The sequence below is a fragment of the Hymenobacter segetis genome (assembly GCF_038448715.1).
In the GTDB taxonomy this organism is placed as follows: Bacteria; Bacteroidota; Bacteroidia; order Cytophagales; family Hymenobacteraceae; genus Hymenobacter; species Hymenobacter segetis.
In genome coordinates, this window is record NZ_JBCEVZ010000072.1 from 1 (window position 1) to 22901 (window position 22901).

General features: G+C 60.2%; 25 protein-coding genes. 4 read left to right on the plus strand and 21 right to left on the minus strand.

Annotation, left to right across the window (positions count from 1 at the left end; translation table 11 throughout):
* Positions 1-78 precede the first annotated feature (78 nt).
* On the plus strand, positions 79-1029 hold the full coding sequence (locus AAFH49_RS19490; protein WP_342300819.1) for a replication initiation protein: 951 nt from the start codon (positions 79-81) through the stop codon (positions 1027-1029).
* Here AAFH49_RS19490 and AAFH49_RS19495 read toward each other — a convergent pair whose 3' ends face one another.
* From AAFH49_RS19495 to AAFH49_RS19525, 7 genes are all read right to left on the minus strand, one after another.
* A complete protein-coding gene (locus AAFH49_RS19495) occupies positions 1030-1332 on the minus strand; it encodes a hypothetical protein (RefSeq protein WP_342300820.1) in 303 nt (100 codons plus the stop codon).
* 131 nt (positions 1333-1463) lie between these two features.
* Positions 1464-1742 carry a hypothetical protein gene (locus tag AAFH49_RS19500; RefSeq protein ID WP_342300822.1) on the minus strand — a complete coding sequence of 93 codons (279 nt, stop codon included), beginning with the start codon at positions 1740-1742 and terminating at the stop codon, positions 1464-1466.
* Between the two features lie 77 nt (positions 1743-1819).
* Positions 1820-2422 carry a hypothetical protein gene (locus tag AAFH49_RS19505; RefSeq protein ID WP_342300823.1) on the minus strand — a complete coding sequence of 201 codons (603 nt, stop codon included), beginning with the start codon at positions 2420-2422 and terminating at the stop codon, positions 1820-1822.
* Between the two features lie 437 nt (positions 2423-2859).
* Positions 2860-3264, minus strand: coding sequence for a hypothetical protein (locus AAFH49_RS19510; protein WP_342300825.1), 405 nt, complete (start codon positions 3262-3264; stop codon positions 2860-2862).
* Positions 3265-3308: 44 nt separating this feature from the next.
* The gene (locus tag AAFH49_RS19515; protein ID WP_342300827.1) at positions 3309-3644 is read right to left on the minus strand and encodes a hypothetical protein; all 336 of its coding nucleotides are present in this window, start codon (positions 3642-3644) and stop codon (positions 3309-3311) included.
* Positions 3645-3664: 20 nt separating this feature from the next.
* Positions 3665-3955 (minus strand): hypothetical protein, encoded by a 291-nt coding sequence (locus AAFH49_RS19520; RefSeq protein WP_342300828.1) that lies wholly within the window; start codon positions 3953-3955, stop codon positions 3665-3667.
* A 92-nt stretch (positions 3956-4047) separates the two neighbouring features.
* Positions 4048-5055 (minus strand): ArdC family protein, encoded by a 1008-nt coding sequence (locus AAFH49_RS19525; RefSeq protein WP_342300829.1) that lies wholly within the window; start codon positions 5053-5055, stop codon positions 4048-4050.
* Positions 5056-5451: 396 nt separating this feature from the next.
* On the opposite strand from AAFH49_RS19525, the gene AAFH49_RS19530 reads away from it, so the two are divergent.
* Together AAFH49_RS19530 and AAFH49_RS19535 are read left to right on the plus strand one after the other, a co-directional pair.
* On the plus strand, positions 5452-5919 hold the full coding sequence (locus AAFH49_RS19530; protein ID WP_187455491.1) for a LexA family protein: 468 nt from the start codon (positions 5452-5454) through the stop codon (positions 5917-5919).
* Positions 5920-5921: 2 nt separating this feature from the next.
* Positions 5922-7220 carry a Y-family DNA polymerase gene (locus AAFH49_RS19535; protein WP_342300831.1) on the plus strand — a complete coding sequence of 433 codons (1299 nt, stop codon included), beginning with the start codon at positions 5922-5924 and terminating at the stop codon, positions 7218-7220.
* Positions 7221-7594: 374 nt separating this feature from the next.
* Here the strand turns inward: AAFH49_RS19535 and AAFH49_RS19540 are convergent, their stop codons facing one another.
* Positions 7595-7900 (minus strand): hypothetical protein, encoded by a 306-nt coding sequence (locus tag AAFH49_RS19540; protein ID WP_342300832.1) that lies wholly within the window; start codon positions 7898-7900, stop codon positions 7595-7597.
* Between the two features lie 15 nt (positions 7901-7915).
* Between AAFH49_RS19540 and AAFH49_RS19545 the strand changes: the two genes are divergently transcribed.
* Positions 7916-8503, plus strand: a complete 588-nt coding sequence (locus tag AAFH49_RS19545) for a Crp/Fnr family transcriptional regulator (RefSeq protein WP_342300833.1) — start codon at positions 7916-7918, stop codon at positions 8501-8503.
* Between the two features lie 34 nt (positions 8504-8537).
* Here the strand turns inward: AAFH49_RS19545 and fabF are convergent, their stop codons facing one another.
* From fabF to AAFH49_RS19610, 13 genes are all read right to left on the minus strand, one after another.
* The gene (gene fabF, locus AAFH49_RS19550) at positions 8538-9791 is read right to left on the minus strand and encodes a beta-ketoacyl-ACP synthase II (protein ID WP_342300835.1); all 1254 of its coding nucleotides are present in this window, start codon (positions 9789-9791) and stop codon (positions 8538-8540) included.
* A gap of 34 nt (positions 9792-9825) precedes the next feature.
* Entirely contained in the window at positions 9826-11388 is a 1563-nt protein-coding gene (locus AAFH49_RS19555; RefSeq protein WP_342300837.1) for a DHA2 family efflux MFS transporter permease subunit, read from the minus strand.
* Between the two features lie 50 nt (positions 11389-11438).
* Positions 11439-12035 (minus strand): TetR family transcriptional regulator C-terminal domain-containing protein, encoded by a 597-nt coding sequence (locus tag AAFH49_RS19560; RefSeq protein ID WP_342300839.1) that lies wholly within the window; start codon positions 12033-12035, stop codon positions 11439-11441.
* An 85-nt stretch (positions 12036-12120) separates the two neighbouring features.
* Positions 12121-13560 carry an MFS transporter gene (locus AAFH49_RS19565; RefSeq protein ID WP_342300840.1) on the minus strand — a complete coding sequence of 480 codons (1440 nt, stop codon included), beginning with the start codon at positions 13558-13560 and terminating at the stop codon, positions 12121-12123.
* Between the two features lie 74 nt (positions 13561-13634).
* Positions 13635-14126: a DUF302 domain-containing protein gene (locus AAFH49_RS19570; RefSeq protein WP_342300841.1), complete on the minus strand. Its 492-nt coding sequence runs from the start codon at positions 14124-14126 to the stop codon at positions 13635-13637.
* A gap of 84 nt (positions 14127-14210) precedes the next feature.
* Positions 14211-14693 (minus strand): DUF302 domain-containing protein, encoded by a 483-nt coding sequence (locus tag AAFH49_RS19575; protein ID WP_342300842.1) that lies wholly within the window; start codon positions 14691-14693, stop codon positions 14211-14213.
* A 36-nt stretch (positions 14694-14729) separates the two neighbouring features.
* A complete protein-coding gene (locus AAFH49_RS19580) occupies positions 14730-15629 on the minus strand; it encodes an alpha/beta fold hydrolase (protein ID WP_342300844.1) in 900 nt (299 codons plus the stop codon).
* A gap of 168 nt (positions 15630-15797) precedes the next feature.
* Positions 15798-16655, minus strand: coding sequence for an alpha/beta fold hydrolase (locus tag AAFH49_RS19585; protein ID WP_342300845.1), 858 nt, complete (start codon positions 16653-16655; stop codon positions 15798-15800).
* A gap of 84 nt (positions 16656-16739) precedes the next feature.
* On the minus strand, positions 16740-17462 hold the full coding sequence (locus AAFH49_RS19590; protein WP_342300846.1) for a hypothetical protein: 723 nt from the start codon (positions 17460-17462) through the stop codon (positions 16740-16742).
* Between the two features lie 18 nt (positions 17463-17480).
* On the minus strand, positions 17481-18299 hold the full coding sequence (locus tag AAFH49_RS19595) for an alpha/beta fold hydrolase (RefSeq protein WP_342300848.1): 819 nt from the start codon (positions 18297-18299) through the stop codon (positions 17481-17483).
* A gap of 123 nt (positions 18300-18422) precedes the next feature.
* The gene (locus tag AAFH49_RS19600) at positions 18423-18890 is read right to left on the minus strand and encodes a nuclear transport factor 2 family protein (RefSeq protein ID WP_342300849.1); all 468 of its coding nucleotides are present in this window, start codon (positions 18888-18890) and stop codon (positions 18423-18425) included.
* A 386-nt stretch (positions 18891-19276) separates the two neighbouring features.
* On the minus strand, positions 19277-20848 hold the full coding sequence (locus tag AAFH49_RS19605) for a bifunctional metallophosphatase/5'-nucleotidase (RefSeq protein ID WP_342300852.1): 1572 nt from the start codon (positions 20846-20848) through the stop codon (positions 19277-19279).
* A 67-nt stretch (positions 20849-20915) separates the two neighbouring features.
* On the minus strand, positions 20916-22901 hold a 1986-nt coding region (locus AAFH49_RS19610), incomplete at its 5' end, for a CehA/McbA family metallohydrolase (protein ID WP_342300853.1).

Sequence of the window (22901 nt, forward strand, 5' to 3'; positions counted from 1 at the left end):
ACGCCCAACTACCACTGTGGTTTTTTAGCTACCGGCTCATTATCTTTGCTTTATTCCCACCGCCTTATGTCCTAGTCTATGAAGCCTGAAGATACTGCCGTTGTGCTTGTGGAACCAGCTCCGGTTCCGGTCGTTCGCCAGCACAACGCCATCACCCAGGCCCGCTACGACTACACCGCGTGCCAGCTGGACATCTTCTTCTACTTGCTCTCCCGGCTGCGCCGGGATGATACGGCGGACCAGGAGTACACCATCTACGTGAAGGATGTGGAGGCCCTGACCGGGCGGCAGTGGAATTACCAGCAGTTGCGCGAAGCGACAGCGGATATGGGCTCGCGCATGTTCGAGGTGGAAAACGAGCGCACGTACCAGCAGCTGTGGATGTTTCAGCGGGTGGAATACATCAAGGGCAAGGGCTGCCTGCAGATTCAGCTGGCGGCGCCCATCCGGCCCTTCCTGTTCAACCTTAAGGAAAACTTCACCTCCTACCAGCTGCACTCGGCCCTGAAACTGAGCAGCAAGTACGCCAAGCGCATCTACCAGCTCGTGAGCCAGTGGAAGGACAAGGCTTCGACGCGCACTTACCCGCTGGACGAGTTCAAGCAGATGCTGCACCTGAAGGACCCCAAAGGAAAGGAGCCGGAACTGTTTCAGAACATCAGCCAGCTCAAGGCCCGGGTGCTCGACATCGCCGTGCGCCAGGTCACCGAGCACACCGACCTGAAGATTAACTACGAGCTGGTCAAGAAGGGGCGGGCCTACGACGCGGTGCGCTTCACCATTGCCCGCCAGCAGCCCCAGCAGTTGCCCATTCCCTTCGAGCAGCCTTCGGAGGATGCCCGGGCCAACGCGGCCCGGCAAAGCCTGGAAGCACTGGGCATCACCCAGCCCCAGCTGGTGGCCACCATCCTCGGCGACCCCAAGCACCTGGACCAGCTGTTTAAGTTTACCTACCAGCTCAAAACCGACAAGGTGAAGGCGACCAAGAACCCCGGCGGTCTTTTCTTGAAAATCTGCGGCCTGCGATAATCAGCCCTTGGCTTCCACCTGCCGGGTGTTGGCAGCAGCCGCTTCGGCCCGCACCACGGCGAACAACTCCTCCTCGGACACCTGTAGCACCCGCGCCAGCTGCTGCAGCTCGCCCACCGTGCAGGTGCCGGGGCTACGCTTGCGGGTGTCGTAGGTACGGGCCGACACTCCCCAGGCCTCCACGATGCGCTTGCGGGTGCCGGCTACTTCGAGCAATTCCGCCAAGGTGCCGGGGTAGTGTACCCGGGGCGGACTGGTCAGCGGCTCGGTAAAAGCGACGGTTGGGGCAGCAACTTTGGACATCAGAAAAAGCTGAAAAAGGCACAGAATAAAGCGCGTAAGGTATAGGCTTTACGTCGTACCTGAAAAACCAGCTTGCCGGTTTTTAGAAAATCAAGCCGGCGGGGCTTTTGCAATGGCCCCGCTAATGGCCCCTACCACTGACACAGGTGCTGGCTCTGGAGCGGCAACCGGTTGCAACTGCAGCCCTGGGCTGCTTCCGTGGCCAGGGTCTGCTCTTCCCAGCTTGCGCACTCGGCTACGGCCAGCGCCAGCCACTTCCACAGCTGCCCCGCTGCCGTGCATCCGCTGATATGCTGCTCGGCGGATTGCCGGCGGGCCGGGGTAATGGCGGGGTGCTGCAAAATGCAGCGCAGCTCGGCGCGGAGTGCCTCCATTTCCGGAGTCTGGGGCAACTGGGATGATGCGGGCATGAGTGAGCGGATAAAGTGATACCAGGCGCGAGTTCAGCCGCCCCGGGTCCTGGCGGAGCGGCTGAGCGCGGGCGGGGTTAGCGCATCATGTTGGATTTCATCAGCAGCACCGGGCCGGCCACCACGTCCACGGGGGAGTACTGGTCGAGCGGGTAGGTCTCAAACCAGGCGGCCGTGGCCAGTGGGTTGATGGGCCGGCGGCGGTCTTTGCCCTCGTCGTCAAAAACGAGGATATACCCATCGTAGGGCCCGTGCTGCGGGCAATGCACGTCGATGTAATCCGCCTCCAGCGCCGCGCAAAGCTGGGTTAGCTGAAAGGTTTTGCGGCCCTTCTCCGGACGCACCTCGCGCACGCTGCCGTCCACGCCCAGCAGCATGGCCGCGCCCTCGGCGGGGAGCATCGCGGCGTACTGGCTCCGGAAGTATTCCCCCAGCGCCTCCCGCGAAGGGTATTCCCGCGCGCCCACTACCTGCAGCGGGCTGCGGTCGTAGGTCGTGGTGGGGAAGAGGTTGCCGGTAGTGCCACACAGAGCCACAATCTGGGTGGGCTGACCGGCGCGGGTGCGCAGGAACAGGCGGGGAGGCAGGGGGAAGTTGGCTCCCTCGGGCTTTACCAGTTCCGTGTTGTGCAGACTAAAGAGCAGGGCTTGCGGGCGAGTTGAGCGAGGGGCCTTTTCCATAATACAGAGCTGATTTATTGCTGGTTGCTTCTGTATTATAAACGATTTAACGCGGTCTGTAGTTCTCTTTTTGCCATTTATTTTATATCATTTTGCTCTTTTCATCCGCTCTTCTTTGCCCCACTGCCCAGCGCGCACAAGACCCCAAAAAGCGCAACAGCCTGGCTCGACTGTTGCGCCCGGAATGGAAAGCAGTTAGTCCACGGCAAACATGCTTGCCTGCCGGGCCATCAGCGGCAGGGGCATGCGCTCGGCTTGGGCAATTGCCTGCTCGACAGCGTGGCGGTCCGGGAAGCGCGGGAGCTGCTAGTGGGCTGCCTGCCGCACCAGCTCCGCAAAATGTGGCGTGGACCGGCCGAATTAATAGGTTTTATAAGCCAAATGAAACGGTTTTCTGCTGCTCCAGCCAAATCAGCCGCCTTTGCAGGGGCCCGCCCTCAGGCTGGGCCGACGGCCGGCGCCAGTGGTGCCCCTGGAATCCCCAGGCGCCGGTTCGGGCTCCGGCTGGTTGCGGGCGTCTGCCCCAGCGAGGGCTCAAACCAATCCCGGTAAGCAGTCGTCAGTCGGTCGGCCACGATGGCCAGGCGCTCGGTTTCGCCGGCGCGCAACACCCAGACGTGGGCACTGCCGCAGCCGACCTCGTAGCCGGTGCCGAGCAATTTCTTCACTGCCCCCGCCAGCCCGCGCAAATCGGTGGTGTGGGTGTGGGCCTGCACGTGCCGGCGCAAGGCCTCCAGGCGGCGCTTTTCGGCAGCATCAGCGGGTTTCTGCTCAATGGCCAGGTAGGCCTGCTGGGGCGGGAAGGGATTAGCTAAGGGAACGGATTTGAGGGACTGCGTCATGAGAGTAGGGTAGGGGTGGAGGGAAGCCAAAGCGCCGGTGCTACTCAGCGCGCGTGCAGGTAGCGAATGTCCCGGAAGCCGGCCAGCAGCCGGGCCGTAGCAAAAGCCTGGGCAAACCGGCCGCCGTGGTAGTCGGCGTGCAGTTGGCCGACCTGGGTGAATTCGTAGGCGAACCCGGTAGGGCCGCCCAGGGGGTGCAGGCACTGGTCAGCCTCCCCGGCACTGAAGCCGCTCAGGTCGCGGCCGCCCCGGCTGAGCAGCACCTGCACCCCCGGCCGCTCATCCGGGCCCCGCTCGTACACCTCGTAGATGAGGCCCACGGCCTGCTCGCGGGGATAAAGCACGGCGTCGCCAATGGTTAGCTGGTGGGGAGTATTCATCGTGAGGGTCGTGATAAAGTTTAAAGCAAAAGCAGGCTATACTGGCCACCCTGGTTTTCGCGGGTGGTGCGAACCGCCTCGCGCGCAATGGGCCGCAAGGCCTTCACCAGGGCTTCGAGGACCTGAAAATCATCCGTCGTGGCCAGGCCCAGCTGCAGGCGCCCGGCCACTTCCAGCGTCAGGCCTTCGTTGTTGAGGCCGTAGCCGCGCTGCTGCATGTCGGCTTCCACGTCGGTCAGCGCGGCGGCAACCCGGGCGCGGTACTGGTTCCAATCGGGGTCCCCGAAAACGGGGGCTTCGGCTGCATTCATGGGACGGTGGGGAAGTGATGAGGGGGAAGTGATGAGGAGGTAAAGGGCCGGCCTTAGGGTCAGCCGCCGGAAGCGACTGCCCGCGGGGAAACTCAGGCAGCGGCCAGCCAGCTGAGCTCGGCGTCCCGGTACTGCTGGCTGACCTCGTCCTCGGCCAGCGCGAATTCCAGCACCCGGGCCGGAGCGGGGGCGGGCACTGATTCGCCCTCTTCTTCGACTCCCAGAATCAGCTTGGCGGCGCGCTGGGCCTTGCTGGCGGCTTGCAGCACCAGCTTTTTATCGTTTTTGAGCCGCTCCAGCCACGTCTGGATATAGGCCACGGCATTCTCTTCGGTCTGCGCGGTATCGAGGCCGGCGGCCGCGCACAGGAAGGAAGCGCCCATCTCCGCCGTCAACTCCTCGCGGGCGTAGCTGGCCGAAAGCTTGCCTTCGCCGGCGATCAGGTCCGGGCGGTCAAGCCGGGAAGCGTGGCCGGTGCTGTGGGTTAGCTCGTGAAACAGCGTAGCGTAGTAGCCTTCGCCCGTGGTGAAAGTAGCCCGCTCGGGCATATTCACAATATCCAGCGACGGGGAGTAGTAAGCGCGCTGGTGCCGGTGCTCGATGGCGGGGCGTCCTTCCCAGCGGCACACAATGGCTTCGGCCGCCGCTATGGGCGTGTGGTCGTGGCGCTCCACGGCGGGCAGGTTAAACTCGATGCCTTCAACGTCCTCTACCGAAAACACGGTGTAGTACTTCAGAAAGGGCAGCTTTTCCTCTTTGCCGGTTTGCTCGTTCTCGCGCACCGACACGTTGTAGTACACGACCGGGTGCCCCTTGGCGCCCTTGCGCACGTTGCCGCCCAAGGCCAGCGCCTGCTTGAAGGTCAGGAAAAAGGGCAGCGCGCCGCTGAAGTGCAGCAGAAAGGCATTGATGCCCGAGTAAGCCGCGCCGGTCGCGTAGTTGCGGGGCAGGCCGTAGACCGCATTCCACGGCTTGCGCCACGGAATCACGCCGCCTTCCAGTGCGGCCACTATCCGGTCGGTTACAATCTGGTACACATCGGGGCGGGGAGAGGTAGCAGCGGCAGCTTGGCAGGTGGATGGCTTGCGGGTCTTTTTCATAATAAAGCGCTGTTTTTGTGGGCGTTTGTTATACCTATTAAACGCAAATAGTCACCTGATAGTTTATTTTTTGCTTCTTATTATATATCTTTTTGCTCTTTTTATTAGACTTTCTTTCCCTACTGCCCCCTCCGGGACCGGGTTAAATCAGTCACTCCTTTCAACTGGTCAGCTTCAAGGCTGAGGAGTTGAAAAACCACTTTTTATAAGCGAAGAGTGCCCCGGCGCGGGCCTGTTTTTGGGCAGGCTGGCCTCGGGGTGTGGCGGGCTGGTGACGGTTGCGCACGGCCCATCAGGCCTGACCTGGCGCCAGGATTGACTACTATTTTTAGCTTTCTTGTTACTAATTTTATTAGTAGCGCGTATTATTGTGGGTACGCCTACTCCATACCACCCATGCGCAACGTCGAACTAATCCCCGTCCATGACTCCCAGACCCCGTTTTTACTCCCGCTTTTCAGCTGTTCGGTATCCGCCGGCTTTCCCTCGCCGGCATCTGACTATACCGATGAGCTCTTCGATTTAAACCGCCTGCTGCTGCGTCACCCGGACGCCACGTACCTGGTGCGGGTGAGCGGGGAGAGCATGAAAAACGCCGAGATTCACGAAGGCGACCTGCTGGCCGTGGACAAGCAGCTGGAAGCCGACCACAACCACATCGTGGTGGCCGTTGTGGACGGGGAGTGCACTGTCAAGCGCCTGGTCTGCGTGCACGGCACCTGGTGGCTCAAGCCGGAAAACCCCGACTACCAGCCTTGGGAGATTCGCGACGCCGGCGACGTGCGCATCTGGGGGGTGGTCACCCACGTGCTCCACGAATTAATTCCCGGTAAACTGGCGGCTTTGCTGCGCACCCGCGACTAGCCATGTATGCCTTAGTCGACGCCAACAACTTCTACGTGTCCTGCGAGCGGGTCTTCCAGCCCCGGCTCGACGGCCGGCCCGTCGTAGTCCTTTCCAACAACGACGGCTGCATCATTTCCCGCTCGGCCGAAGCCAAGGCCCTGGGCCTGCAGATGGGCGACCCGTATTTTCAAGTCAAGCCTCTGCTGGAGCAGCACCACGTGGCCGTGTTCTCCAGCAACTACGCCCTTTATGGCGACATGTCGCGCCGGGTGATGTGGTACCTGAGCCAGGTAACGCCGGCGGTGGAAGTGTACTCCATCGATGAGGCCTTTCTGGACCTGCACGGCATGGAGCCCTTCGTGGTGGACAGCCTGGATACGTTCGCCCGTGACGTCCGCGCCAACGTGCTGGCCCGCACCGGCATTCCCACCTGCGTGGGCATCGCGCCCACCAAAACGCTGGCCAAGCTCGCCAACCGCCTGGCCAAGAAGAACCCGGCCCTGGGCGGGGTGTGCCACCTCGACACGGCCGAGCGCCGCCGCTGGGCCCTGGAGCAGGTGGCGGTAGAGGACGTGTGGGGCATCGGGAGGCAGTACGCCCAGAAGCTCTACGCAGCCAACATCACCACCGCGGCGGGGCTGGCCGGCTGCTCCGAGGCCTTTGCGCGCAAGCACCTGGGCGGGGTGGTGGGCGGCCGGCTGGTGCGCGAGTTGCAGGGCCTCCCCTGCCAGGGCCTGGCCCCGAGTGAGGACGGCACGCTTTCCCGTCGCAGCCTGTGCTGCTCGCGCACCTTTGGGCGGCCGCTGACGGAGTTTCCCGATGTCACCGGCGCGGTCAGCGCATTTGCCTCGCGGGCGGCCGAGAAGCTGCGCCGGCAGGGCGACGCGGCCCACCTCATCACGGTTTTCCTGAGCAAGAGCCGCTACGGGCTGGAAGCGCCGCCGTACTCCAGCTCGGCGGTATTGACCCTGCCCGTGGCCACTAACGACACCATGGAACTGGTCCGGTTTGCGCGGGCGGCGCTCAAGCGCCTCTGGCAGCCGGGCACCCGCTACACCAAAGCGGGCGTGATTCTCGACGGCCTGGAGCCGGAAGGGCAAACCCAGCTGACGCTGTTTGAAGCCGGGCCGGTTTCCGAAAAGCGGAGCCGGCTAATGGCCGAGCTCGATGCACTGAACCGCCGCTTTGGCAAAGGCACCGTGAAGCTCGCCTCCCTGGTGTTGCCTGCCGGCCACTTGCGGGCGCCATGGGAAGGGCAGGCGCAGTGGCGCACGCCGCAGTACACCACCCGGCTGGAAGATTTACTGTTGGTGGGGTAGGCGCGAGCCGGGTCAGTAGTGCGCCGCTTTCCGCCAACATGGTGGCGACAGCCGGTGCTTTTGGGCCTGCTTCAGCTTCGTAAACAGCCCGTTGGCCCTGCCACGGTCGATGACGTCCCGGTATTAGGCGGAGCCGGTGGCCTTCATTGGCAGAGCGCAATGTGCTGCAACAACGCCGGAACTGAGCACCATGCCCGGCCCGGGCGTACCCGTTAGGCAGAAGGCCGTTCGTCCAGCCGAGCCGCGTTCAGCAAATAGCTGGCCTTGGTTAAAAGGTTGGTCCAAAAGTCGCGTTTGGACTTGCCGCTGGTTACTTGCAGTATTCAAGACGCGGGCGTAGTTAATTGTGCGTTATGTGGTTCAGAAACCATAGCTCATAAAGCAACCAGCCAAAAACTTTCAGAACCCACTTCTTGACCCATCAAAATCAGTTGTGTTGCCTCGCGCAGCCAGTAGGGGATGGGGTTGCAGAAAGGCGCACCTTTTTTAACACCAGCTAGGAGCTCAAATAGTTCGCTTTGATTGGAATTCCGTCTGGGATAACTTGACACCTCAATACTTACTTCTTTACTGACCAAGGATGCAAACATCGGTTGCTGTATAATATCGCCAGCACGTTTGATGCAAACTGTGTAGTTTGCGAGATAGATGAAAAAAGCTGCTGCTGGCTTCGTTCTCATTCATTACCAGCATTCATGGCCAAGGAAAAATTAGTGGAGTTTCTACAGCGTGCCGGCTTTATCAACGCATCGCAGGCTAGCGATATTGCTGAGAGTTTTACCCATCGCATGCTTCACAAAAGTGACTTTTTGTTGCACGCCGACAGCGTCAGCGATGCCTATTTATTCCTAGACAGCGGGTTATTACGGGCATTTGTGTACGATACCGAAGGAAACGAAGTCACTACTGGTTTTTATTCGGGCGGGCAGATTGCCTTTGAGGCATCTTCTTTCTTCAATCGAACGCCTTCTCAACAATACATGCAAGCCCTGACCGAGTGTTCGGGCTGGTTGGTTACGCACCAGCAGTTCAATGCACTGTTCCATGCGCGGCCGGAGTTTCGGGAGTTCGGCCGGTCGGTGCTTGTGCGGACGCTGGCCAGCATGCAGGAACGAATGCTGGACCAAATTCGGGAAACGGCGACAGCCCGGTACGAAAAGCTCATGAAGGCCAGCCCTGAAGTATTGCAGTATGCCCCACTCAAGCACATTGCCTCTTATTTGGGCGTGACCGATACCTCGCTTAGCCGCATCCGCGGAAGTGCCAAGGAAGCCCATTATTAGCGGCTGGTGGGACCGCCAATAAGCCAGCCTGCCGCTACGCCGTATATTTTTTCACAATGATGGTAGCCGTGTGCCCGCCGAAGCCAAAGGAGTTGCTCATGGCGTAGGTTACCGGCAAGTACACTGGCTGGTGTAGCGCCAGCGGAAAGCGACCAATGAATTCCGGGCCCAGCGCGGTGGTATTGATAGTGGGCGGAACGATGTCATTCTGTACCGCGTGCACGCAGGCAATGGCCTCAATGGCCCCGGCAGCCCCGAGCAGATGGCCGGTCATTGACTTGGTCGCACTGACGTGGAGGTAAGGCGCGGGCCCAAATACCCGCTCGATAGCCTTGGCCTCGCTCGCGTCCCCCAGGCCAGTGGACGTGGCGTGGGCATTGAGGTAGTCAATCTGGGCCGCATGCAGGCCAGCATCATCGAGGGCCGCCTGCATGCTTAGGTAGGCCCCTTCGCCCTCGGGGTGGGTGCCGGTGAGGTGGTAGGCATCGGCGGCCATGCCCCCGCCCACCACTTCGGCCAAGATGGGAGCCCCGCGCCGGAGCGCATGTTCGTATTCTTCCAGCACCAGCGCCCCGGCACCCTCGCCCAATACAAAGCCGTCCCGGTCTTCATCGAAGGGGCGGGAGGCTGTAGCGTAGTCGTTGTTGCGCGTGGACAGCGCTCGGGTCGCGTTGTAGCTGCCGATGCCAGTGGCGTTAATGGCAGCCTCCGAACCTCCCGAAATCAGCACGTCCGCTTTGCCCCAGCGAATGTAGTTGAAGGCATCAATCAGCGAAGTAGTGGACGTAGCGCACGCCGAAACGGTGGCGTAGTTCAGACCGCGCAATCCGTACTTGATGGAAATAAGACCCGCCGCAATGTCAATGATGATTTTGGACGTAAAAAACGGGTTAAAGCGCGGGGTGCCGTCGCTGCCAGCGAAGTCCGAAATCTGCTCCTGCAGCGTTTGCAGCCCGCCCATGCCCGAGCCCCAGATAACGCCGATGCGAGTGCGGTCCAGCTGGTCGAAATCCAGTTGGGCGTGACGAATTGCTTCGTCGGCGGCTACCAGGGCATACTGCGTGAACGGGTCGTATTTGCGGGCCTCGCTGCGGTCGAGGAAATTGAGTGGGTCAAACCCTTTCAGCTCGCAGGCGAAGCGGGTCTTAAACTTGGCGGCATCGAAGCGCGTGATGGGGCCTACGCCGTTCACTCCCGCCACCAAGGCGCGGCCAAAGGAAGGGGCGTCGTTGCCGATGGGGGTGAGGGCACCCACGCCCGTCACGACCACTCGTTTTAGTTCAGGCATACAAATGAGAATTTAAAGGATATGGAAGCCCGGCTTAATGGTCGGAGAGGCTGACCACGACCGGTGCGGCCCCCGGCCGGCGGCGCAATACGAGCAGCAAAAGGGGCATGGCAATCAGAAAGCACCCGCCCACCAGTAGAAAGGCATCGTTGTAGCTTTGAATGCCCGCCTGCAGGTTCACCCGGCTGTCCAGTAGTTGGTAAGCCCGCTGAACGGCCTCGACTGGCGCCGTTCCCATGCGGGACGCAACCAGATTGGTGGTGGCGGCCAACCGTTCACTGACGTTTAAATCGCCAGCGGTCAGGTGCGTCACTAGGGCTTGGCGGTGCACGGCAAACTGGGTGGCTAGGAAGGTATTAACCAAGGCGATGCCGAAGGAGCCGCCAAGTTGGCGCATCATGTTGTTCAGCGCCGCCCCCTGGGCAATGTCCTGGGGTGCCAGCCCCGACACGGCCAGCGCCGTCAGCGGTACGGTGAGCAGGGCGATGCTCACGCTGCGCATAATCAGCGGCAGGTAAAAGTCGCCTTTTCCCGCCAGGCCCGAAAGCAGCGACATGCGCCAGCTGAAGCCAAAGAAAAGCAGAAAGCCCAGCGCGATGACCACCGGAATCGGTACGCCGCTTTGCAAGGCCCGCGCCGTGAGGATGAGCGCAAAAATGGCGATGATGGCACCCGGCACGGACAGCAGGCCGGTATCAAGCACCGGGAAGTGCAGCAGGCGCTGGGCAAATACGGGCGTGAGGTACACGGAAGTAAACAAGCCCATGCCCGTTACGAAGGTTAGCACGGCTGCCACGGCCAGCGTTTTGCTTTTGAGCACGCGCAGGTTCACGATGGGAAATTCCGTGGTGAGTTCCCACCAAATGAACCCGACCAGGCCCACGGCTGCTACTACGCTCAACTGTGCAATGTAAGTGGTTTGAAACCAGTCTTCTTCCTGCCCTCGCTCCAGCACTACTTGCAGGGCTCCAATGCCGACCACGAGCAGCAGCAGGCCTATCCAGTCCATGCGCAGGCTCTCGCGGCTGGCTGTGGGCGCGGGTTCCGCAACGAGCCATATAGAAAGGATGGTCACCAGAATGCCGATGGGGACATTGACCAAGAATATCCAGTTCCAGCTTGTCACGTCCAGAATATAGCCACCCAGCGTCGGCCCAATCGTGGGTCCGGTGAATACCCCAATGCCAAAGAGGGCACTGGCAATGCCGCGCTTAGCGACCGGGAAGGCTTCAAAAACGATGACCTGAGAAGTGGACAGCAAGGCCCCGCCGCCCAAACCCTGAATAAAGCGAAAGGCCACCAGCGTCCAGATGTTGCCCGCCGTGCCGCACAGGGCCGACGCCACCGTGAAGAGGATAATCGACCCGATGAAGTAGCGCCGCCGTCCTAGACGTGCTGCCAGGAAGCTGCTAATCGGGATGACGATGATGTTGGCAATGGCGTAGGACGTGATAACCCACGAGGTGTCGGCCAGCGTGGCACCCAGGTTGCCGCCCATGTGGGAGAGGGCCACGTTCACAATGCTGGTATCAATGAGCTCCATGACGGCCGCAGAAATGACCGTGGCGCATAAGAGAAAAAGGCGAAGAGTGCTCATGCGAAAATTGGTTATTATACCAATCGGTATAATTTTGAATCAAAAAAATATTACTCGGTCAGTTCGGTCTCAATCAAATGCTCGATGTGGTCCAGGGTAGTGTGCAGCGCGGAGGGTTCGCCCGCAACCCGGGCCAGCAGAATGCCGCCTTCCACCAGCGCGATGAATAAGGTGGCGTAGCGCCCGGCGTCGGCTTCCGGCCGGATTTCGCCGGTCCGCTGGCCGGCCTCAATGAGCCGCACCACGTGGCGGTGCCAGCGCCTCACGCTGTCTTTTACCCGTTGCAACAAGGCACTGGGCGGGGCATCGTCGGCTTCCACCGCCGCGTTGAGGATGGGGCAGCCGCCGCATTGGCTGAGTTCGGGGAAGACAGTCCGGTAGAAGCGGGGCAGTGCCAGTAGTTGCTCCCGGGCCGGACCGGAATCTGCATCACCGGCCCGCAGGCCTGCTTGTACCAGTCCCAAATTGTAGTCGAAAGCAGCTAGGGCCACTTCCTCTTTGTTTTCGAAGTTGCCGTAGATGGCACCCTTGGTCAGTCCGGTAGCGGTGGTTAAGTCACTCAGGGATGTGCCAGCGTAGCCCTGCTTATTGAAAATGGGAGCCGTTTGCTCGATGATGAACTGGCGGGTGCGCTCGGCTTTGGACATGGGGAAAAGGAAATGAATTACAAATATACCAATCGGTATTTTATGCCCAACACCTTTCTTTTTTAAAAGTTCGCAGCGCCACAATTCAATTGCTTTCCTTGGGCTCTTTGAGCCTTTCCAATAGTAGGGCGGCCAGGACCAGACACGCAATGTCCACCCCGAGCCCATAGCGGAAGGCGTGCACGTAACTCGCCGGCTGCCCGGGGTGCCAAAACGAGAAGAAAAGGCCTCCAATTACGGTAACGCCCAGCGCCGAGGCTACCTGCTGAAATGTTGAGTAGACCCCAGCCGCTCCGCCGGCAAAACGGGCCGGTAAGCCGCGCAGGGCCACGTTCAGCAGCGAAGGCAATACCAAGCCGTTGCCTAAACCGTAGAGCAGCAGCAGTCCTTTGAGCCCCGCCGTGGAAGAACCAAACGCCGGGGCCCACCGCATCTGGCTGGCCAACGCGGCCAGCATGAGCAGCAGTCCGAACTGGAGCAGGCGCCGCCCAAAGCGAGCAATATATCGAATGGACAGGTAGGAAGAGACCAAAAAGCCCGCTCCTAAAAATAGGAAGGTGGACCCCGCCGCGTAGGAATCAACGTGCAAACCACTCTGCAAATACACAGTACTCATCAGCAAAAACGAGTTATGCACGCTGAAAAAGAAGATTAGCACGCCCATCCCCAGGTTAAACGATGGATAGGCAAATAAGCCAACGTCCAGCAATGGATTGCCCCCGCGCTGCCCCAGCCGGGCCTGCTGCGCCACGAAGCCGGCCAGAACCGTCGTGCCTGTCAGCAGTATCGCTACGCTCCAAAGGGGCCAGCCCAATTCCCGACCTACCCCTAGCGGATAAACCACGCCCACCAGCCCGGCGGTGAGCAGGGCCACGCCGCGAAAATCGAATCGCTGAGCATGGTTGGGTACCGTTTCGGGCAGCAGGTGCCAAGCAGCTAAAGTAGCTGCGGCTCCGATGGGCAAGTTTACCAGAAAGGTGAGCCGCCAACCGGCCACTCCCCAATCCGTGCTCACTAGGAAGCCACCCAGATACAGTCCCAGCATCGAAGCCAAGCCCAGCGTGATGCCGTAGTAGCCAAACGCCCTGTTGCGGGCGTGCGCTTCCGGAAAGTTGACTTGAATCAGGGCGATGGTTTGCGGCACCATGAAGGCCGCAGTTACGCCCTGCAGGAAGCGATACAATACCAGTTGGGCAATGCTGGGGGCCAGGCCGCACAGGCAGGAGGTGAGCGTGAACAGTACCAGCCCCGCGAGAAAAATGCGGCGCCGGCCGTACTGGTCACCGGCCCGGCCGCCAGTGATGAGGAAGGAAGAAAATCCGAGTAGGTAACCGGCAATCACCAGTTCCAGGTCGGCGCCGGTGGCGTGCAGGTCGGTTCGAATGGCGGGAATGGCCATATTTACGATGAACACGTCCAACACGGAGAGCAGGGGAGCCGTCAGGATTACAAGCAACAGCAAGAGCCTCGACTGCGGCTCCGCTACAGGCTCGCAGGGTGCAAGGGCATCAACAGTGTCGCTCATAGTAGGGGCAAATGGCAGGTGCACCGGGCTCCGGGGTAAAAAATGGGGTAGTTCCGCAGTTCGGCGAGCAGGTATTATTTAGCGCCTTGCTCGTCTACGCTGGCAATTAGCGCGGCCAGCTTCGCGTCCAGCGAGTCCGCCACTTTGCTAATGGCAGCATTCCCAAACTGCCCAAAAAGCGAGGAGGGCAAGTCATATTCCACGCGAACCTTTTGGTCGGCGGCCTCATACACGAGCACGCGCAACGGAGCATACAGCGCGGCGCGCATATCGTGCTGCGTCATGGACATGGCAATGAGCGGATTGCCGATGGCGTACTGTTTGGCCCTGCGCGGTGCCCCGGCAATGGTCAGCAGGGCCCCATGGTCCTCCATTCCGAATAAGACCAAATCCTGCTCGCCACCTAGCTGCTTGAGGTAGGCTTCAACCATGGCTGGTTCCGTCTCCACCTTGCCGAACATCGCCCGGTCAAGATGTCCCAGCGCAGCTTCGAGGTGCTTCGTGAACTGGGCGAAAGAGGAGGCCACCTTCACCACTTGATGGCTGGCTGCGATGCTGTCGGTCATGGGGGTAAAAGGAAAAGAGAGTAAACCAAGTTGCTAGGCCATCATGCAACGCGTAGCAAAGCATGATGGCTTTTTCGACAATAGCTAGTGCGATTCCTGGTCTGCTTCCGCAATCAACTCCGCTACCCGCTCATCGATGAATTCCGCCACTTTCTTCACTTCCGGGTTGCCAAACTGCCCGAAAACTGAAGAGGGCAAATCGTACTCCGCGAATACCTGCTGGCTATCGTCTTCATACACCAGCAGGTGCAGCGGTCCGTAGAGTCCCGCCCGCATATCCAGCCGGGTCATTTTCGAGAGCGTCAAGGGGTTGCCGAGTGCGTAGAGCATTGCTTTGCGCGGGGCCCCTACCATCGTTAGCAGCAACCCGTGGTCTACTTGCATAAAGAGGAATCCGTGGCCGTGCCGCTTAGCCAGTTCCGCTTCCACCATGCCGGGCTCGGTTCCGACTTTATCCATCAAGGCCCGGTCCAGCGGCGGCAGAGCTGCTTCAATGTTGCGCGTAAAATGGTCAAATGGTAGTTGTACCCGCACCACTTGGTGGCGTACTTCCGTGATTGTTTCCATGGGATTAAGAGGTGCGTTGTTGGCGTTTCAAGAAGATTACAAGCCCCCTTTCACTAGACGCGGAGCACCTTGGGTTAGCATTAGGTGCGCCAGTTGCTCCGGCACATCAATCATCAGCCAGTGGCCGGCGGCAACGAAGTGCAGCTCCGGATGCTTAAGGTGCGCGTGTAAATTTTCCGCCAACTGCGTATGCAGGTCAGGGTCATTTTCGCCCCAGATTATCTTGACGGGGATATCGAGGGCCTCCACTTCATAGAGCCGGCGGGTATTGCGCGCCACAGCGTCGTTGAACTGGGACGTCAGTTGGGCGAAGGCCGGCCCGGCGCTGGGCTGCTGCCGGAAATTGTTATCGATGATTGTCCCGATAACTTCTTTGTTGTGAATCTTTTGCTTATCGGTAAGGCCTTGCAAAAAATGGTCGCGCTGAAAGTAGAGGACCCAGCCAAATTGCTCCGGGCTTTGGAGCAGGGCCCGGCCGAAGTCTTTAAGACTATCGTTTGCAAACAGCTCAATAAACGCCGGATATCGCAGGGTAGGCGTCTGCGAATAGATGCAATTGAGAATGCAGAGCGAATCGACGTACTGCGGGTAATCCAAGGCAAAATCCATCGCGGCCATGCCAGAAGAGTCGTGGCCAACCGGCACGATTTTGCCCAGGTTCAGCGCCTCCACCACGGTGAGGAGGTCACCGAGCTGCTGTCGGAAGCTGTAGATGGCGTCCGTCGGCTTCTCGGAAGCGCCGAAACCCAGAAAATCAAAGGCCACGACTCGGCGTCCGCCCGCGACGAGGTAGGGAATCAGTTCAGAGTAAATCAGCAGATTGTCCGGAAAGCCGTGCATGAGCACAAAGGCTGGTCCGGCGCCGGCGTAATCACGCACGTAAATGCTACCCTTATCCCGCGGGATGTGGTGCTCAATGAATGGGAGAGTTTCCATACTAAACTGGATTAAGATGAATTAGAGCGCTTGGTGCGCGGGTAAATTCAGATTCTGAAAGCGTATAGTCCGGCTATCCGCTCGGAGGTCCTGCTACCAGGCTAGCCCCTTCTTACTGCAATAGGAAAGTCCCTATGCCTCCTTGCGGACAGCCGGACCACTGCTTTGCTAGGCGCGATTATCGACCGGCTGGCCGCCGGCAAAAGCCAGCAAGTCACGGTTCAGGCGTTTTTTCTCCGTGAGAAACAGGCCGTGGGGCGCGCCTTCGTAGGGAACGAACTGCGCTTGCGGCACGAAATCGGGAACGCGGGCCCCGCCGGCGGCAATGGGTACAATCTTGTCCTCGCGGCCGTGAATCACGAGCGTGGGAACCTTGATCGTAGCCAAGTCAGCGCGAAAGTCGGTGGCGCTGAAGGCATGAATACACGCCGTGGTGGCCCGCGGCGACGCCGTTTGACAGATGCTTTGCATCCAGTCCAGCGTGGGCTGGTCCACGGCCGGGGCGAAAGGTCCGACCCCAAAGAACAGCCTCGCAAAATCGGTCAGAAAGCCGAAGCGGTTGTTGTTAATGGCGCCTTCAAACATGTCAAAGATTTGCTGGGGCACACCGTCCGGGCTGGCTTCGGACTGGAGCAAAAAGGGCGTTACGGCCGAAATGAAAGCTACCTTGGCCACTCGGGCACCGCCGTGGCGGCTCATGTAGCGGGCCACCTCGCCGCCGCCCATCGAGAAGCCCACCAGCGTCACGTCCTGCAAATCGAGGTGGTCGAGCACGGCCTTCAAGTCGTCAGCCATCGTGTCGTAATCGTAGCCGTCCCAGGGATGGTCGGAGAGGCCGAAGCCGCGGCGGGTGTGGGCCACCACGCGGAAACCGTGTTTAGGAAGCTCGGCTAATTGGTATTCCCACATGGCGTGGGTGGCCGGCCAGCCATGCATCAGCACGATAGCGGGGCCCTGACCGAGGTCAGTATAATTTACGTGAAGGTCGTTGCCAGCGGCATCGGTGCCCGTTTTGATGTACCGCATAATGGGATTGTAAGGGGGTGATTAGGGTGGTTTTGGATTTCCTTGGAAAGCCCTGCTCATTTGGCGCTGCCTATACTGCCAGCGCTAGCTGAACTCGATGTCGCACACGTCAATTGACACAATCAGTGGCTCGGGCTCGTGGGTCAAATCCGCGTTGCGGATGAAAATCCGGTGCTCGGTGGGCAGCGTGATGCCAGCCACCGTGGCGTGCCCCGAGAAGTAGTGCGCCCCCGGCGTGCCGCCGTTGATGTCCACGTCGTAGTCATGCCGGCGGATGAGGCCATCCGGCGCGACGTAATAGGTCTGCACCGGGCAGTGCGTGGCGATGGAGTCGGGGAACGTGACCTGCATGCGCTGCCAGATTTCGCCGTTTTCCTCCCAAGCCCCCAGCTCCGCAATCCGGCAGCCAGGCAGTGTGAAGGTGAAGGGAAATGTGAGGTAATTCCACATGCCGTAGCCAATGAAATACGCTAGTTGCGGCGGCGTCCAGGGCGTGTAGAGCGTGTGGCCGGCGAAGGACGCGCGCGGGTTTAGCAGCTCCTCTACCACGTCGCCAGCAGTGGTTTCGATGAGCACTCGGCCGGGCGTGACGGCGGTGCGGTGGTCGGGCGCGCCGAAGGGCAGGTGCGAGGTCCATTCGCGATGCAGCTGCACGGTCACAGCCAGCTCGTGCGCCATGATTTCGGCTTGGCCCTTAATGCCCCACAGGCCGCCGCCAAATCTCGCTTTCACGGTCAGCATTTCCAGCCGGTGCCAGCGTTCGAGGCCGCCGTGGGCCTCGACGGTTTGTCGAAGTAAGCTGCTCACAATATGGCGTTGCCGGGCCTATAGACTGTTGAGAATGCCGGCCAACTCCGTGGGCTTGGCGAAAAAGGAGGTATGGCCGCTGTCAATCGTGAATACTTTCACGACGTGGCCATTCGCCGCCACCATCTGCTTTTGCAGGTTGGTGCTCACACCCACGTCTTTCAGCGTTTCGATGTAGTATTTGGGCACCCGGCCGAAATTGGCCTCAGTTACGGCTGCTTTGGCCGTGAAAGGCTGTAAGGGTTCGGTGCGGTGCCGCTCCACGACCATTTTCTTGATGTCGTCGGAGCAGTCCGAGGCGAAAATGGGTACGATGGCCTCGGGCTTGATGGTAGCGCTCGACTTATCAGCCGATAGTACCAAGTTCGGTCCAAACAGGCTATTAGGGTCCGGGATGCCCAGCACGAACTGCCCATTCTGCGGCAGAAAGGCCGAGAGGTACACCAGCTTCTCAATCTTGTTGGGAATGCTTTCGGCCACCTGGGTAATCACCATGCCCGCCAGGCTGTGCCCTACCAGCACCACCTTGCCCGGCTCCTTGTTGATGTAGGCCGAAACCGTTTTGACGTAGTTGTCCATCGTGGCCTCGCCCAGCGGCGTCTGGTCGTCGCCGTGCGCCGGCAGGTCGAACACGATTACCTTGTTGCCATCCTTTTCCAGCAGGGGCTTCACCTTATCCCAGGCGTACTTGCCGACCCAGGCCCCGTGCACCAGCACGAAGGTCTTTTTGGCTTTCTTTTCCGGCTTAAGCAGCGTGAACGAGGCGAGCACGAGGGCGAGGGCCGCCAACGGCGCAGCCCACAGAATTTTGGTTTTCATGGAGTTATTGGTTTTCATGGGGTTGTAATTAATGGGGTGAAAAAACAAATGGTGTCGGGCCACGCTCTAACCTGGGGCCGCGGGATTTTGTCCGTGATAAGCCACGGTTGCGGAGATAATGCCCAAGCTGGACCAATGATGTCAGCTCTGGGGCGATTCCGGGCCGGTCGGATAAATGCCGTTGGATGAAGCGGGCCCGGGCAGGTTTTTGTGGAAGGTGGCCAGCAGCAGGGCCGTATCCCAGTAGAAAACGGTGAGCTCAATTACCTTCCCATCCTTCAGGTGCCAGTGGTTCATAAAAGGCATGGCGTAGGGGGCATTATTTCGCTGTAACTGGGCCCTGAGCTCCCCGGTAGCCACCACCACGTCGTCGGGGACGTCGTTGCGGGTGTAGTACTGAATGGATTCAGTTTGCAGACTGGCCCACGTTTGAGTGATGGCTGAAAACAGGGAGATGTAGCCCGCCCGCCCGTGGTAGATGCCCCCAAAAGGCAGCGATTCCGGAACGTGGATTTGCACGTGCTCATCCAGCAGGGGCAGCACTTTGCTCAAATTATTTTCCTGGATATGGCGGTAGATACCTTCGATAATTTGCTTGGAGTTTGGCATATCGCAGGACAGGAAGAAGTGATTTCTGACCTAGCTAAATCAAGCGTTATGCCACCATATTTCCAGTTGGTTTCGCAATCACATAACAGTATCCGGTTGTTATATAAAGCATTGTTAAACAGATTATTGGTGTAATGTAATCACATCTATTGCCAGGCTTGCTATTCTGTTTTGATGATAGATTCTTCTGGAGTAATCCAGGAATTTTGGATAGGTACAGCAATGTTTCTGGATACTATTACCAGCGCTGATGCCACAATTGGGAGGAGGCACGCCTAGCATTTCAAAGCTGGAGGAAGCACATTGGTCGGTGGCCAGCCGTCGGTAGAGGAGAACCCTTTTCAAGTAAAGAGCACCTTGTGGAGCAGGCACGCGGACGCATGACACTACTTTCCTTTCACTTCAAAGCGGGAAACGCTTTCTGCCGCCGGAAATCCGTGTTGGCGCAAGTAGTCACAGATGATGCTGGAAATCAGCTTACCACTATCTCGTACATTGCTGGCGTGGGTGAATACCTCATACAGGTCGCCGCCCTGTTGTATGAAACTGCTCACGGCTACCGAGTAGCTCCGTGCGGGCACCAGTGGCTTGCCGCCAATCAAGACCTGTTCCAGCGTGCCATCGCGACGGGTTCGGACGCGCAGGCCGGAAAATTGCAGCATGCCACGCTCCCGGGTCAGGCCATGCCGCAACGCCTCCAGCACTTGAGTGCCACTCATGGTGCACATAACCAATGTATTTTCAAAAGGTAAGGCATCGAGTACGTGGGCGCGGGTGACGGGCCCCTGCGGCAAGTCGGCTCGTAAGCCGCCAGCATTTACAAACGCCACATCGGCGCCGGAAGTAGCCCGCATCACGTCAGCTACAAACGCCCCCAGCGGCGATACCGTGCGGTAGTCGCGCACCAGGCGGCGTGGCGCGTTCGCCAGGGGAGGACCCATTTCCCGCGCTAACTGCTGCTGGTACGGCCACAACGCACGCACGACGGCAGGGTCGGGGGGCAGGCTGTCGGTATAGACTTTGAGAAGCTCCCCCCGATGGCTCAATACCTGCCCGCCTTTCACTTGCAGGGTGAGGTAGCCCAGGCGGGTACCGTACCCGTAGGTTTGCACAATGAGGGTACCGGTTTGGGAATGCACATAGGGCTGCTCGATGCCGCGGTGAGCATGCCCTCCGACAAACACATCGATGCCCCGCACGGCCCCGCACACGCGGATATCTTCTGCAAATGCACGCTGCAGGTCCGGATGTGCCTCGGCGTCGGTTTGCATTGGACCCGTTTGGCCCTGATGCGCCAGCACCACAATCAAGTCTACTTGGGGCTTAAGTTCATCAACTGCCGCTTGCAGCAAGGGCACGGGGTCGCGAAAGTCCAGAGTGGCCACACCAGTTTTCAGCGATACGTCACGGGCATCGGCTCCAATAATGCCGATGACGCCTACCCGCAGCCCATTGCGCTCCAGAATCACGGATGGGCGGCAGTAGGGATGGTCGGTGCCCTGAAAGAAAATGTTAGCTCCCAGTATAGGGAAGGGTACCCGGTTCATCTGCCGGGTAAAGTTGTCGGAGCCGTAATCAAATTCGTGGTTGCCGATTGCCATCGCATCGTAGCGCATGGCCCGCATCATTTCCATCATCACGGCTCCCCGGCTCAAAAAAGACTGGGTGCCGGTAAACATGTCGCCCGCGTCGAACAGAAACACGGTACTGTCTCGCTGGCGGATGCGGTTGACGAGCGTGGCCAGGTGGGCGGCACCGCCCACCCGAGGCTGGCCCGGCAGCCAGTAGGCCGGAATAGGGTCGATGGCGCAATGAAAATCGTTGGTGTAGAGCAGGGTAATGCTGCGCGGCACCGGCGTAGTTACTGGCTGGGCCCGCAGCAGACCAATCAACGAGCACAATAAAATGGTGAAGCACCACCGGGCCATTCCTAGGCCCCCAAAAGATACCGCTTGCATAAGCTCAACAAAGAAGGGGATGATGAAGTAGGCTGATTATCCGTTCGGTGGGCAGGTTGCCGAACGGCTATTTCTGGCTGGGCAGAGTGGGAACGTCAAGCCAAATAGGCGACGACCAAGCCTGTTGGCCATCGGTTTGGGTCACGCGCACATAGTAGAGGAGCGGCCCTTGCCCCTTCGTGGACTCGCTTACCGCAAAGCGAATTCGGCGCAGGTCCTCCGTGCGTAGCTGCTGCCCGCTCTGGGGCCGCGCGGGGTCGTAAAGGAGGAAGGTCCCCTTATTCATGCCCGGCTCCTGTTCCACGCGCACCAAGGCAAACCGATTGTCCAGATTGCGCACCAGCTCGACGCGGTCAATCGGGGCGGTGCCCTCTACCCGCACCACCAGCCGGGCCGAATCTGGCAGCGGCAATACCGAACCCATGGGGTGGCCGTTGAGGGTAAATTCGAGCACGATGCGGGCCCCGCTGGTAGCGTAGTTGCGGCGCTGCCGCAGGGCCGCTACCAGGCTGCCAGGGGTGAGGCTGTCGGCCAGCACCACGGTCAAGCCGCCGTCGCCGGGGCTTAAGTGGTGGGTATCGCTGGCTCCCATTGCCCCCACGCGGTGGCCCAGGCGCAAGGCATCCTGATACTGGTGACCGGGCACCTGGCGCCGGCCCTCGTGGGGGTTGCCATAAAATTCGGCCCGCCCGTGCCAGGACGTGATTTCAAAGTTGGGCTCGGCGGTTGCGTCGTAAGGAGCATTGGGGTTCCAGCGGCCCCAGGTGGCCTGCCCGGCGTGGTGCGCCGACACCAAGCCGCCCCAGGGCTTTATACGCTCGTATAGGTTGTCCACAGTATTGGCCTCCGGCAGCGCCGAGCTAAAGGTGGGAGCATTTTGCCCGGGATAGAGGACGATGCGGTGACCATAATCCGGGGCAGCGGTCCACTCAAAACCCAGCAGGTTGACGTACCGGCCCGGGGTTGTAAAGATGCCGGCCACCTCCTGCAGTTCAGCCGATTCGGACGGTTGCAAGCGTCCCATCTCGGCGTGGTCGCTCACGACACTAAAATCCAGGCCCAGGGGTCCTCGGGCCAGGGCCACTAGCTGGTCGGGCCATCCGTATTTGGCGTCGCTGAGGACGCTGTGGCTGTGGGGGTCGCCAAAGTAGAGACCATAGCGACCGTCGGCCGTGCGGGCCGTGCCGGGTATGGGCCCAGGCAGGGGTTGGTCCACCACAGCGGCTGGGTCGAAGGCTTCGGGTGGCGCTGGCTGGAGCGGTGCGGGCGTCCAGCGCAGCATTTCGGGGTCCAGCACAGTCGTCAGCACCACATTCGCATTTGCGCGCGTGTTGTAGGCGTCCACAAAGCCGCCCTGGTATTTGGCCTCGTCGCCCTTGGGAGGCAGGACCTGGCCTTCCCAAGCCACTCGCAGCCGGTCGTTGGGCAAGGGGACCAGCGCCGGCCACTCGTCGCGGCCGGGGGAAAACTCGGTCAGGTGCAGCTCCTGGGACCAACCAGCCGGGCCATACACCCGGCCCCACAAGTCAAAATTGTGTCCCCCGGTAGGGTCCGTGCGCCAGAGCACCCACAGGCGCTGTTGGCGGTCGAGGCATATCGTTGGGTAATTCTGGGTCTGTTTCCAATGCCAGGCCGGCTCTACGGCATCGTGGGCGGATTTGTCGATTCCCCAGGGGTTCACCTGGCCAGCGGGCAAACCCGGGGCAGGTGCGGGCGGGGTAAGCCAGCGGCCGTGCCGCAGGGCCCGCACGAAGACGCCGCCGGCGTGCTGGTCGGCGCGGAACGGCTCATGGACCAAGCCGCGCAGCGAATTCCAGGCTACCCACAGTGTGCCGTCAGGGCCGCAGGCTAGGCTGGGCGAGTCGTCGGTGCTGGCGTCACGGGTCGCTTGCAGCAGCGTGTCGGTGTGGATAGGCGCGCCAGCCGGTTTGCCCAACCGCGCCAGCCACACGTCGTAGTTGCCGTGCGCCAATGCATCGTAGCCCAGCCACATACCTCCTTGTGGGGTAGCTGCCAGCGCGATGCGGCGGCTAAAGCCGGGCGGCGAAATAAT

Bases quoted from the DNA above. Each gene is read 5' to 3' on its own strand.
- AAFH49_RS19490 (WP_342300819.1), top strand. From the start codon at position 79: ATGAAGCCTGAAGATACTGCCGTTGTGCTTGTGGAACCAGCTCCGGTT.
- AAFH49_RS19495 (WP_342300820.1), bottom strand. From the start codon at position 1,332: ATGTCCAAAGTTGCTGCCCCAACCGTCGCTTTTACCGAGCCGCTGACC.
- AAFH49_RS19500 (WP_342300822.1), bottom strand. From the start codon at position 1,742: ATGCCCGCATCATCCCAGTTGCCCCAGACTCCGGAAATGGAGGCACTC.
- AAFH49_RS19505 (WP_342300823.1), bottom strand. From the start codon at position 2,422: ATGGAAAAGGCCCCTCGCTCAACTCGCCCGCAAGCCCTGCTCTTTAGT.
- AAFH49_RS19510 (WP_342300825.1), bottom strand. From the start codon at position 3,264: ATGACGCAGTCCCTCAAATCCGTTCCCTTAGCTAATCCCTTCCCGCCC.
- AAFH49_RS19515 (WP_342300827.1), bottom strand. From the start codon at position 3,644: ATGAATACTCCCCACCAGCTAACCATTGGCGACGCCGTGCTTTATCCC.
- AAFH49_RS19520 (WP_342300828.1), bottom strand. From the start codon at position 3,955: ATGAATGCAGCCGAAGCCCCCGTTTTCGGGGACCCCGATTGGAACCAG.
- AAFH49_RS19525 (WP_342300829.1), bottom strand. From the start codon at position 5,055: ATGAAAAAGACCCGCAAGCCATCCACCTGCCAAGCTGCCGCTGCTACC.
- AAFH49_RS19530 (WP_187455491.1), top strand. From the start codon at position 5,452: ATGCGCAACGTCGAACTAATCCCCGTCCATGACTCCCAGACCCCGTTT.
- AAFH49_RS19535 (WP_342300831.1), top strand. From the start codon at position 5,922: ATGTATGCCTTAGTCGACGCCAACAACTTCTACGTGTCCTGCGAGCGG.
- AAFH49_RS19540 (WP_342300832.1), bottom strand. From the start codon at position 7,900: ATGAGAACGAAGCCAGCAGCAGCTTTTTTCATCTATCTCGCAAACTAC.
- AAFH49_RS19545 (WP_342300833.1), top strand. From the start codon at position 7,916: ATGGCCAAGGAAAAATTAGTGGAGTTTCTACAGCGTGCCGGCTTTATC.
- fabF (WP_342300835.1), bottom strand. From the start codon at position 9,791: ATGCCTGAACTAAAACGAGTGGTCGTGACGGGCGTGGGTGCCCTCACC.
- AAFH49_RS19555 (WP_342300837.1), bottom strand. From the start codon at position 11,388: ATGAGCACTCTTCGCCTTTTTCTCTTATGCGCCACGGTCATTTCTGCG.
- AAFH49_RS19560 (WP_342300839.1), bottom strand. From the start codon at position 12,035: ATGTCCAAAGCCGAGCGCACCCGCCAGTTCATCATCGAGCAAACGGCT.
- AAFH49_RS19565 (WP_342300840.1), bottom strand. From the start codon at position 13,560: ATGAGCGACACTGTTGATGCCCTTGCACCCTGCGAGCCTGTAGCGGAG.
- AAFH49_RS19570 (WP_342300841.1), bottom strand. From the start codon at position 14,126: ATGACCGACAGCATCGCAGCCAGCCATCAAGTGGTGAAGGTGGCCTCC.
- AAFH49_RS19575 (WP_342300842.1), bottom strand. From the start codon at position 14,693: ATGGAAACAATCACGGAAGTACGCCACCAAGTGGTGCGGGTACAACTA.
- AAFH49_RS19580 (WP_342300844.1), bottom strand. From the start codon at position 15,629: ATGGAAACTCTCCCATTCATTGAGCACCACATCCCGCGGGATAAGGGT.
- AAFH49_RS19585 (WP_342300845.1), bottom strand. From the start codon at position 16,655: ATGCGGTACATCAAAACGGGCACCGATGCCGCTGGCAACGACCTTCAC.
- AAFH49_RS19595 (WP_342300848.1), bottom strand. From the start codon at position 18,299: ATGAAAACCAATAACTCCATGAAAACCAAAATTCTGTGGGCTGCGCCG.
- AAFH49_RS19600 (WP_342300849.1), bottom strand. From the start codon at position 18,890: ATGCCAAACTCCAAGCAAATTATCGAAGGTATCTACCGCCATATCCAG.
- AAFH49_RS19605 (WP_342300852.1), bottom strand. From the start codon at position 20,848: ATGCAAGCGGTATCTTTTGGGGGCCTAGGAATGGCCCGGTGGTGCTTC.